Source organism: Corallococcus terminator (assembly GCF_003611635.1).
GTDB lineage: Bacteria > Myxococcota > Myxococcia > Myxococcales > Myxococcaceae > Corallococcus > Corallococcus terminator.
Genome location: NZ_RAVZ01000330.1, coordinates 1 through 10856, shown reverse-complemented (window position 1 = coordinate 10856; position 10856 = coordinate 1). Strand labels below are relative to the sequence as shown.

Sequence of the window (10856 nt, the reverse complement as noted above, 5' to 3'; positions counted from 1 at the left end):
GGGGCAGGGGGATGAACTCCGTCTCCTGCGGCACCGGGGCGAAGCGGCCTTCCTTCCAGTCCGCCTTGGCGACCTCCAGGCGCTCCTTGGAGGACGACACGAAGTTCCAGAACAGGTAGCGCGGGCCGTCCATGGGTTCGCCGCCCAGCAGCATCATCCGCGCGGGCCCTTCGCTCTTCAGGAGGATCTCGCTGCCCGGCTTGAACACCAGCAGTTCGCCGGCATTGAAGCGCGTGCCCTCCACGTCCACGGAGCCTTCGACCAGGTAGAGGCCGCGCTCCTCGTGTTCGGTGGGGAGCTTGAAGCGGGCGTCGGCGTCCAGGCGTGCCTCCGCGTAGAAGAGGTCGGAGTGGGTGCGGACGGGGGACTTCAGGCCGTGCATGGCGCCGGCGATGACGTTCAGTCGCACGCCGTCGTCCTGGCCGGAGGGCAGGGTGTCCTGGGGGTGGTGGACGAAGGACGGTTCGGTCTCCTCGTGCTGGTGGGGGAGGGCGAGCCAGGCCTGGATGCCGAAGAGGCGGCTGCCGGCGGCGCGGGTCTCCGGGCCGGTGCGTTCGGAGTGGGCGATGCCCTTGCCGGCGGTCATCCAGTTCACGGCGCCGGGGCGGATGGACTGCACGACGCCCAGCGAGTCGCGGTGGAGGACTTCGCCCTCGAAGAGGTAGGTGACGGTGGACAGGCCGATGTGCGGATGGGGCCGCACGTCCAGGCCATGGCCGGAGTCGAAGTCCGCGGGGCCCATCTGATCCAGGAAGATGAAGGGCCCCACCATGCGGCGGCGCGCGGAGGGCAGGGCGCGGCGCACGGTGAAGCCGTCACCCAGGTCGCGAACGCGGGGGACGATGAGCGTCTCCAGCGACGGTGGGGGCTCGCGGCCCTGCAGGTCCTCTTCCCAGCTCATGGTGTGGCTCCTCTTCCGGTTCGGGGCGTGAGTCTGCCGCAGTTCGAACGCCGTGCGTCCACTTTGAAGGGGACGGTCCTTGCCCGGACGCTTGGGGTGTTGTCGCCGAACCGGGTTCCACGAGGGGCGTCAGTGGAGCGAGCCGGAGCGTGACACCGGCATCACCCTGACCTCGCGGAAGGTCACGTCGCTGGGTCCCAGGGCGTGGACGGCTTCGACGAAGCGCTCGTTGACGAGGGTATAGGTGGTCCCGTTCTCAGGGCGGAAGAGGTCCACCTCGTGAGGAAGGGCATCGCCGTCCAGCCAGGGCTCGGGAGCGATCCGTGTCTCGTACCATCCACAGGTCCGGCACTTCGGTCCCGTCAGCACGGAGTCCCGGTGCAGGAGGCCTCGGATGGGCAGCTCCAGTTCATGCAGGGCGACGCCCGCTTCCAGCCCCTGAAGCTCCGTGCGCACCGGGACGAGGCCTCGGATGCCTGCGGCTTGAAGGTGTCGTAACGCCTCCTGCGTCACCAGCACTTCCCATCCGAACCGGGCACTCAAGGGCCCCCAGGCGCCGTGGGCGGTGCCTCGCAAGGGGCCGAACTGCATGCCCGGTTCGGCCATCATTCCCAAGGGCAGCAAGGGCTGCACGAGGGCCGCGAGACGTGCGTATTCCGCATGCGGTTCGACACGGGGTTCCACCAGCGAGTCCTGCTCGAGCAGCGAGGACAGGTCGACACCCGGCAGTGACAGTTGTCCGCTCCAGGTCTCATGGCAGGTCGGGCACTCCACCCCGGGCAGGGTCCAGACGTGCTCGGCGGAAAGGCTGCCGCTCCAGTGTTTCGCGGTTTCTGGGAGCGGACGTTGGAGTTGATAGAAGCGCATCGGCATCACGGTACAGGACGGGGTTGGGGTGTCAGGTCGATGCCCTGCCAGTAGGTCATCGTCAAGCCGAAGATGTCGAACCGCTGGATCATTCTCGATGCCTGTTCGAAGTGCATCGGTTTGGTGGCGCGCCCCCGGGTGCGTTCACGGAACGCCATCCACTCTGTATTCCAGGGGCCGCTGTCCGCTTCGTGCTGTGTCCGGTGTGCGGCGACGACGTCATCGAGACCCGCGCGGACAAGCTCCCCGTGGACGAGGACAGCAAGTCTCCGGCCTCCATCCTCTTCCCCAAGCGGTGTCCCCACTGCGACATCCGGCTGCGCTGATCAGAGCCCCAGGAGTTCCCTCACGCGCGCATCCGACTGGAGCCACGGGGCGGCCACTTCCTCGAGGGTGACGATGCGAGCCCTCGACCCTCGTGCTTCCCAGATGATCCGGAACGTCACCCACCGGTCCTCGACCTGGGAGTCGTAGTCCCAGTGTTCGGTCCAGCGGGTCCCGTCTTCGGCTGAAAGCGATTGCCGTGAGAGGTGATCCGGGGCTCCCACCTGCTCGAGAACCTGTCGGGCCGACATCTTCCTCTTGAGTGCCATGAGCCGTTCGCGCCGGTCCGTCAGATGTCCGGGCACCTGCCGCCGCGCTTCGTCGAAGTCGAGGAAACGGTAGGCCGCGAATCCCAGGGGACTGACTCCCAGCAGCCGCTGCGAATGCTGAGCGATGGGGCGGAAGGTCTGGACCTCCAGCGAAGCCCCCCGGCCCGCGATGCTGGACGTGGTGTAGAGCAGCGCGTCCACCGTCTCCCATTGCTGGAGGAAAGGCAGACACGCCTGGATGCGGTGCACGCCCACCAGATGGAGCGCAGCCACGACGCGCTCAAGCTTGTCCCTCAGGGGATCCAACGTCTCCGGCCCCGCGGAGGTACCGTTTTCCGCCACGAGGGCCCGCACCTCCTCCCACCGCTCCGCCAGTTCGGAAAGCAGTGCGGACACCCCGCGCTCCTCCGCGGCGTCCATCGCGTGAACCCGTGCGGCGTCCGCTGCGTCCTCCGGGACGAGGGTCGCATGGGTGAGGTCGAGCACCAGCCGCTGGCCCCAGTGCGTCCGCCAGACGAAGAAGTCCGTCCCCCCGTCGCGGAAGAAGTACGGCCACGCATTCGATGTCCAGAACATCCCCCCGGTCGACCCCACCATGCGCAGGGCCAGCCAGTCATGACTTCCCGCCACCGGGGCTTCGCACTGGACTGGCGTCCGCTCCGGACCGTGGATCCGCACGCGGACCGCATCCCGTCCGGAGGGCGCCACGGCGATGACCTCCGGGTTGAATCCATGGGTCCGCAGCACGGACCAGCCGTCGTCCGACACGTGGAGCTCGTGCGGCGAATTCTCCCGCCCGACCTGCCATCGCTCCCAGACGACCCGGGCCTCGGGGCTCCCAGGGGAGTGCTCCATCAGCCGGTAGCGGAATCCGTTCTGGAGCTCGTGGCCCTTGAAGGCGAACCCTTCCGTGGACACAGGTGGCCCAGGCGGCTGGGGAGCCGTCCCGTCGTCGGATGAGTGGGCCGTCAGGGTGAATCGCCCCTCTGGCGAGGTCGCGACGCGGTCGGCGTAGGCGATGGTGGACACGCCCGCGACGCTATCCCACGGCATTCCGCCTGCCCGGCTGGAAGCCAGGCGGAAGGCGCATGTTGGCGACACCCGGCGTACGTTGACGGCGCGCTGTACCTGTGTTCAGGCTGGCCTGCTGGGAGCCCGCCATGTCCCCTCAAATCCATCTCGATTTCGCGACCGAGTTCGCCGCGCATCCGGCCCTCGCCGCCTTCCATCCCGTGGTGCGGCGCTGGTTCGCTTCGCGCCTGGGGGAGCCCACCCGTCCGCAGGTGGAGGGCTGGCCGCTCATCCACGCCGGCCACGACGTGCTCATCGCCGCGCCCACCGGCAGCGGCAAGACGCTCACGGCGTTTCTGGCCGCGCTGGACTCGCTGTTCCGCCTAGCGCTGGAGGGCACGCTGCCCGACCACACCCAGGTCCTCTACGTGTCGCCCCTGAAGGCCCTGGGCAACGACGTGCAGAAGAACCTCCTCCAGCCGTTGGAGGAGCTGATGGCGCTGGCGCGCGCGGAGGGCTACACGCCCCAGAACCTGCGCGTGCAGGTGCGCACCGGTGACACGCCCGCCAGCGAGCGCGCGCAGATGGTGCGCCGCCCGCCGCACATCCTCATCACCACGCCGGAGTCGCTCTACCTCTACCTCACCGCCGAGCGCGCCCGCGCCACCCTGCGCGCCGTGCGCACGGTCATCGTGGACGAAATCCACGCGCTCGCCCGCGACAAGCGCGGCAGTCACTTCACCCTGTCGCTGGAGCGGCTCAAGGCCCTCACCGACGTGCGCCCCCAGATGCTGGGCCTGTCCGCGACGCAGAAGCCGCTGGACGCCATCGCGGGCTTCCTCACCGGTGCCTCCCTGACCGAGTGCCGGCGCGTGGAGGTGGGCCACCAGCGTCCGTGGGACCTGAAGGTGGAGATTCCGGACGCGGAGCTGTCCTCCATCGCGAGCCACGAGATGTGGGGCCAGGTCTATGACCGGCTCGTGCAACTGGCGGGCGAACACCGCACCACGCTCATCTTCGTCAACACACGCAAGATGTCCGAGCGCGTGGCGCACGACCTGGGTGAACGCCTGGGCCAGGAATGGGTGGCCGCGCACCACGGCAGCATGTCGCGCGAGATGCGCCTGTCCGCCGAGGAGCGCCTGAAGGCGGGCAAGCTGCGCGTCATGGTCGCCACCGCGTCGCTGGAGCTGGGCATCGACGTGGGCAACGTGGACCTGGTGGTGCAACTGGGCACCACGAAGGCCATCTCCGTGCTGCTCCAGCGCGTGGGCCGCGCGGGCCACCACAAGGCGGGCATCTCCAAGGGCATCCTCTTCGCGATGACGCGCGACGAGCTGGTGGAGTGCGTCGCGCTCCTCAACGCCGTGCGCGAAGGCGACCTGGACGCGGTCCGCATCCCGAAGAAGCCGCTGGACGTGCTCGCGCAGCAGATCGTCGCCGCGTGCGCTTGCGAGGAGTGGGACGAGCGCGCGCTCTTCAGCGTCTTCCAGCGCGCGTACCCGTACCAGGACCTCACCTGGGAGGAGTACCAGCAGGTGCTGGAGATGCTGTCCGAAGGCGTGGCCGAGCGCCGGGGCCGCGCCAGCATCCACCTGCACCGCGACCGGGTGAACCAGCGGCTCAAGGGTCGCCGGGGCGTGCGCATCACCGCGCTCACCAACGGCGGCGCCATCCCGGACACCTTCAGCTTCAGCGTCACCGCGCAGCCAGAGGGCAAGGTGGTGGGGACGCTGGATGAGGACTTCGCGGTGGAGTCCTCGCCCGGGGACATCTTCCTCCTGGGCAGCACCGCGTGGCGCATCCAGCGCGTCATGGGCAGCACCGTGATGGTGGAGGACGCGCGAGGCGCTCCGCCCAACGTGCCCTTCTGGCGCGGCGAGGCGCCGGGGCGCACGGACGAACTGAGCCTCCAGGTGGGCCGGCTGCGTGAGGAGCTGCTGCGCCACGAGGATCCGACGGGCTTCCTGGAGAAGCTGTTGCGCGTGCCGCCGCCCGCGGTGGACGCGCTGATGGGCTACCTGCGACTGGGCAAGAAGATGCTGGGCGACGTGGTGCCCAGCCACACCCAGATTGTCGCCGAGCGCTTCTTCGACGAAGCGGGCGGCATGCAGCTCATCATCCACGCGCCCTTCGGCAGTCGCATCAACCGCGCGTGGGGGCTGGCGCTGCGCAAGCGCTTCTGCCGTTCGTTCGACTTCGAGTTGCAGGCGGCGGCCACCGAGGACGGCATCCTGCTGAGCCTGGGGGAGCAGCACTCATTCCCGCTGGCGGACATCTTCGACTTCCTGCACCCGGACAACGTGGAGGAGGTGCTGGTGCAGGCGGTGTTGCAGGCGCCCATCTTCGGCACGCGCTTCCGCTGGGTGGCCACGCGGGCCCTGACGCTGTACCGGATGATGGGCGGCAAGCGCGTGGCGCCGAACCTCCAGCGCGCGCGCAGCGAGGACCTGCTGGCCGCTGTGTTCCCCGCGCAGGTGGGCTGCCAGGACAACCACGGCGGCGGCGACGTGGAGCTGCCGGACCATCCGCTGGTGAAGCAGACGATGGACGACTGTCTGCGCGAGGCGATGGACGTGGACGGGCTGCGCGACGTGCTCCGGCGCATGCGCGACGGCAGCATCCAGCTCGTCGCCCGGGACGTGCCCGAGCCGAGCGTCTTCGCGCATGCGTTGATCAACAGCCAGCCCTACACCTTCCTGGACGACGCGCCGGCCGAGGAGCGCCGCGTGCGCAACGTGGCCCTGCGCCGCGCGATGCCCGCGGAGGACGCCGCGGCGTTCGGCGCGCTGGACGCCGCCGCCATCGCACAGGTTGTGGAGGATGCCGCGCCGCCGATGCGCGACGAGGACGAGCTGCACGACGCGCTCCTGCAACTGGTGCTGGTGCGGGTGTCGGAGGTACCGCGAGGACTGGAGGCCGGGCTGTTCGCGCAGGGCCGCGTGGCGTGGCTGGAGCGGCCAGGCGGGCGCTTCCTCGTGTCCGCGGAGCGGGGCAACGCGGTGCGCGCCCTCTTCCCGGACGTCCAGACGCAGCCGGTGTTGCCGGTGCTGGAGTACGACCGTCCGGTGGAGCGCGACGCGGCGGTGCTCCAGGTGGTGCGGGGCCGGATGGAGATGGTCGGGCCCACCACGGTGGCGGAGCTGGCGCGGCTGACGCTGCTGGACGCGGACGACATCAACCTGGCGCTGCATGCGCTGGAGGGCCAGGGCAGCGTGCTGCGCGGCCAGTTCCGTGCGAGCGAGGACGTGCCGGTGGCGCCCGGCGAGGACGGCGGGCCGGTGCTGGAGTGGTGCGACCGGCGCCTGCTCCAGCGCATCCACCGGCTCACGGTGGGACGGCTGCGAAGGGAGATCGAACCGCTGAGTCCGCAGGACTTCATGCGCTTCCTCTTCCGGTGGCACCACCTGGAGGACGTGGACGCGCTGCGCGGCTCCACGGGCCTGCTCAAGGCGGTACGGCTGCTCCAGGGGTACGAAGCGCCGGCCTCCGCGTGGGAGCGCTTCCTGCTGCCTGCGCGCATGCGCGGCTACACGCCGGACCAGCTTGAGCGCGCGTGCTACGCGGGCGAGGTGGCGTGGGGGCGGGTGACGCTGAAGGACCCGCCGAAGCCGGCGGGGCCGCGTCGGGGTGCGCCGGTGACGGAAGCGCCGGAGCCCGTGGTGCACAAGCGGTCGTCGCCCACGCGCAACGCGCCGCTGACGTTCACGCTGCGCGAGGACCTGGAGTGGATGCTGGCGGCGGCGCGTCCGCACGCGGTGCTGGCGGACGGGGGCGTGTGGACGCCACCGGACCTGAGCGCGGCGGCGAAGGACGTGGTGGGCGTGTTGGACCGGCGGGGTGCGTGCTTCTTCCAGGACCTGGTGACGCGGGCGCGGCGCCTGCCGGCGGAGGTGGAGGACGCGCTGTGGGAGCTGGTGGCGAAGGGGCTCGTCACGGCGGACGCGGTGCAGAACCTGCGCATCCTCCAGAGCCCGGCGCACCGCAAGCGCCAGAAGCTGTTGCAGCGCGGAGGTCCGGGCCGCTGGAGCCTGCTGGCGCCCGCGGAGCCGAAGACGCAGGACGAAGTGATGGAGTCGCTGGCGAGGCTGTTCCTCCAGCGCTACGGCATCGTCTGGCGCGACCTGGTGATGCGCGAGTCCCTGGCGCCGACATGGCGGGAGCTGCTGTTCGTCTACCGGCGCATGGAGGCGCGAGGAGAGCTGCGAGGCGGGCGCTTCGTGTCGGGCTTCGTGGGCGAGCAGTTCGCGCTGCCGGAGGCGGTGGACACGGCGAGGGCGGTGCGCAGGACGGCCCCCTCGGGCGTGCGCATCCAGCTCTCCGGCGTGGATCCGCTGAACCTCACGGGCGTGGTGACGCCGGGCCCGCGCGTGGCCGCGATGCCGAACAACGTCGTCACCTACGTGGACGGGATTCCGCAGGGCGTGGACGCGGTGGAAGACGCCTCCGAGAACGAGGACACTGAGGTCGAGGGGCCGCTCGCGCAGGTGAACTGAGCCCCACGACGCAGGGGACTTCAGGTGATTCGATTCGGACCATGGAGCACCACCCTGGGGCTGGCCGCCGGCTTCGGCGCCCTGGTGTCCATGCTGCTCCTGGCGGCGCCCGGGAATCGCGCGGCGAACCGGCTGTTGTCGGCGCTGCTGGGCGTCGTCGTGCTGCGGCTGATGCCCTATGTCCTGGGCTTCGCCGGCTTCTATGACGTGCATCCCTGGCTGTCCTTCGCCCCGTTTGACCTGGGGCTGGCGACAGGGCCGCTGTTGTATCTCTATGTCCGGCGACTCGTGACGCCAGGGCTGCCCGCGCGGTGGTGGCGGCACCTGCTGCCCGCCGCGGTCATGCTGGGGTACACGCTCTGCGCCTTCGCGCTGCCCCTGGAGCGCAAGCACTGGTGGAACGACGTCGTCCATGAGCGCTGGGTGGATCCGCTGGAGTCCGCCGCCAGCATCGTGTCGCTCGCGGTCTACCTGGGGGCCTCGGTCCGCTTCCAGCGCCGCTACCAGGCCTGGCTCGAGGAGAACGTCAGCGACCGGGAGGAGCATCGTCAGCCCTGGTTCGCGACCGTGCTCCTGTCGCTGGTGCTGTGGTGGGGCGTCACGGCGGGCTTCGAGTTCGTGGACCGCTTCCTGATGCGGCTGAACCACCACGACCGCTTCCCGCAGTACGTGCTCTTCTCCATCATCATCCTCGGGCTCGGCTTGGAGGGCTGGCGTCAGGCGGGCCATCGCTTCCCTCAGTGGAGCGTGCGTGCCGAGCCTCCGCCCATGATGATGGCCTCGGAGCGCGACTGGTCGGAGGCGGCGGTCGCCTGGGCGGAGCGCATCCGCGCGGAGGGCTGGTGGCGCGAGCCGGGGCTGAGCCTCTCCGAGGTCGCCCACCGGTTGGGCACCAACGAGACCTACGCGTCGCGGGCGTTCAACCAGGGACTCGGACGCAACTTCAACGCCGTCATCAACGCCATGCGGGTGGAGGCGGTGCAGGCGCGACTGGCTTCCGGGGAGAAGAAGCCTGTGCTGGAGATGGCGCTGGAGGAGGGCTTTGCCTCCAAGTCCAGCTTCAACCGCGTCTTCCGCGAGCACACTGGCCAGAGTCCCACGGCCTGGCGGACGGCTCATTTCAGGGAAAATCCAATAAATCCAAGGGTTGAGACGACGTAGGGCAGGCGAAGGCGTAGGTCCCTGCCTTCCTGGCGGAGCGTGTCCGCCAGCGATGCGACAGGTCCTCCGATGTCCCTGCGTTTCCTGGCCCTGGGCTGTTCGGCCCTGCTCCTCGTGGCTCCCTCCCTGGGGGTCGCCGAGCCCCCGGCTCCGGTGAGCACGCCCCATGCACCGGTCACCCTGGACGCGGTGAAGGCCCGCGCAGACGTGGCGCTCCTGCGCCGGGCCCTGGAGACGATCCACCCGGGCCTGTATCGCTACCGGGGCCGAGCGGACATCCAGGCCGCCTTCGCCCGGTTGGAAGCAGCGGCGTCGCGGCCGACCACGGACCTCGCGCTGTGGCGAGCCCTCGCGCTGATGCTGGCGGAACTCCACTGCGACCACACCAAGCCGGAGCCTTCAGTCGCGCTGGAGGCGTACCGGCGGACGCATCCCACGCACCTGCCGCTGCGCTTCAAGATCATCGAAGGACGGATGCTCGTCGTGTCGAACGACGGCCAGCCCGGAGCGCCACCGCCGGGCGCGGAGCTTGTCGGAATCAATGGGCTGCCGGTGCCCCGGGTGTTGACGGAACTGGGACGCGCTGTCGCCTATGACGGGAGCACCGACCACGCCATCGCCGCGAAGCTGGGGTCGGACAGCGACCTGATGGGGGACGACTTCAACGAGTACTGGCCCGCCTTCCATGGGTTCCCCACGAAGTGGGTCCTCGACTGGAAGCGCTCGGGGGAACTGCGCCTGTCGCACAGCGTGCTGGAGCCCATTTCATTCAAGCAGTGGACCGCACTGCCGTGGCCCGGCAGCCCGTATCGCGACGAGTTCTACAAGGCGCTCCATTGGCGGATCGACGGGAAGCGCGCCCTGCTGCGCATCGACACGTTCGTGAACTACCGCAACCCTGTCGATGCGACGGCCTTCCTGGGGGGCTTCTTCAAGACGCTGAAGGCCCAGGGCGTGGAGCACCTGATTCTGGACCTGCGTGAGAGCGGTGGGGGTTCGGAGGATGTGTCGGTCGCGCTGGGACGGTATCTGCTCAAGGAGCCCTTCCTCTGGTCGAAGCCGTCCCTGCTCAAAGCGATTCGTTATGGCGACCTCCCCACGCGCATCGAGAGCTGGGGGGACAGAAAGGCCGTGTTCGAACCGGACGAGAAGGGCTTCCGCCGCACGAGCGATGGCTGGTGGGAACGGTTGCCGCGTCCCGATGACGAGGGCTTGCGGATGCAGGACGTGTCACCCGAGCGCTTCACGGGAACGGTGACGGTGCTGAGCGGACCGATGAATGGCTCTGGCACGACGCGGACCCTGGCGCAGTTGAAGGAGAAGCTCGGCGCGCGGCTGGTCGGTGAGGAGAGCGCGGGCAGTGCGGAGGGGCCGACCGCCGGGCGCATCTTCCTGTTGACGCTGCCCCACAGTGGCCTGCGGGTCCGCATCCCCAACGCGTGGAACAGGACGAACATCGAGCACTTCGTCCCCGGGCGCGGCGTCCCGGTGGATGAGACGGTCCTCCCCACGGTCGCGGACTTCGAAGCGGGACGGGACCGCGCGGTGGAGGTCGCGATGGCGGATGGGACGGCGGTCGTGCCCGCGCTCGCGGCCGTGTTGGCGGGCTCATGGAGCGGCACGCTCGACTACCGCGACTTCAAGAGCGACCGGCGCGTGGTGCTTCCCACGACGCTGACGGCGGCAGGTGATGGAGAGGAGATCCGGTTCGCCTTCACTTTCGATGACGGGCCCGGGAAGACGGTCCGCTCCGCTCATGCCTGGCGGATCAGCACCGAAGGGCGAACGCTCTTCACGGGGGAGGGTGGTGACCGGGAGGAGATGAAG

Annotated in this window: 7 protein-coding genes and 1 pseudogene; 4 read left to right on the top strand and 4 right to left on the bottom strand. The window is 69.6% G+C overall.

Going from position 1 to position 10856, the window contains the following annotated elements; genetic code table 11:
• From D7V88_RS33410 to D7V88_RS44775, 3 genes and pseudogenes are all read right to left on the bottom strand, one after another.
• On the bottom strand, window positions 1-901 hold a 901-nt coding region (locus tag D7V88_RS33410; RefSeq protein ID WP_147448964.1), incomplete at its 3' end, for a pirin family protein.
• 129 nt (window positions 902-1030) lie between these two features.
• Window positions 1031-1768 (bottom strand): SitI6 family double-CXXCG motif immunity protein, encoded by a 738-nt coding sequence (gene sitI6 / locus D7V88_RS33405; protein WP_158625216.1) that lies wholly within the window; start codon window positions 1766-1768, stop codon window positions 1031-1033.
• Window positions 1769-1773: 5 nt separating this feature from the next.
• A pseudogene (locus D7V88_RS44775) lies at window positions 1774-1953 on the bottom strand (DUF2380 domain-containing protein); the annotation flags it as partial.
• Window positions 1954-1959: 6 nt separating this feature from the next.
• Here D7V88_RS44775 and D7V88_RS45290 point away from each other — a divergent pair.
• The gene (locus D7V88_RS45290) at window positions 1960-2094 is read left to right on the top strand and encodes a hypothetical protein (protein WP_279636121.1); all 135 of its coding nucleotides are present in this window, start codon (window positions 1960-1962) and stop codon (window positions 2092-2094) included.
• On the opposite strand, the gene D7V88_RS33395 is transcribed toward D7V88_RS45290, so the two are convergent.
• Entirely contained in the window at window positions 2095-3414 is a 1320-nt protein-coding gene (locus D7V88_RS33395; protein WP_120544667.1) for a class-II aminoacyl-tRNA synthetase family protein, read from the bottom strand.
• A 107-nt stretch (window positions 3415-3521) separates the two neighbouring features.
• Between D7V88_RS33395 and D7V88_RS33390 the strand changes: the two genes are divergently transcribed.
• The 3 genes from D7V88_RS33390 to D7V88_RS33380 form a co-directional block, all read left to right on the top strand.
• On the top strand, window positions 3522-7868 hold the full coding sequence (locus tag D7V88_RS33390) for a DEAD/DEAH box helicase (protein ID WP_208726622.1): 4347 nt from the start codon (window positions 3522-3524) through the stop codon (window positions 7866-7868).
• Window positions 7869-7892: 24 nt separating this feature from the next.
• Window positions 7893-9029 carry a helix-turn-helix domain-containing protein gene (locus D7V88_RS33385; protein WP_120544665.1) on the top strand — a complete coding sequence of 379 codons (1137 nt, stop codon included), beginning with the start codon at window positions 7893-7895 and terminating at the stop codon, window positions 9027-9029.
• 69 nt (window positions 9030-9098) lie between these two features.
• A partial coding sequence (locus D7V88_RS33380) for a S41 family peptidase (RefSeq protein WP_147448963.1) occupies window positions 9099-10856 on the top strand: 1758 nt, incomplete at its 3' end.

What these genes read in the sequence shown, in the direction of transcription:
- sitI6 (WP_158625216.1), bottom strand. Translation starts at nt 1,768, where the DNA reads ATGCGCTTCTATCAACTCCAACGTCCGCTCCCAGAAACCGCGAAACAC.
- D7V88_RS33395 (WP_120544667.1), bottom strand. Translation starts at nt 3,414, where the DNA reads ATGCCGTGGGATAGCGTCGCGGGCGTGTCCACCATCGCCTACGCCGAC.
- D7V88_RS33390 (WP_208726622.1), top strand. Translation starts at nt 3,522, where the DNA reads ATGTCCCCTCAAATCCATCTCGATTTCGCGACCGAGTTCGCCGCGCAT.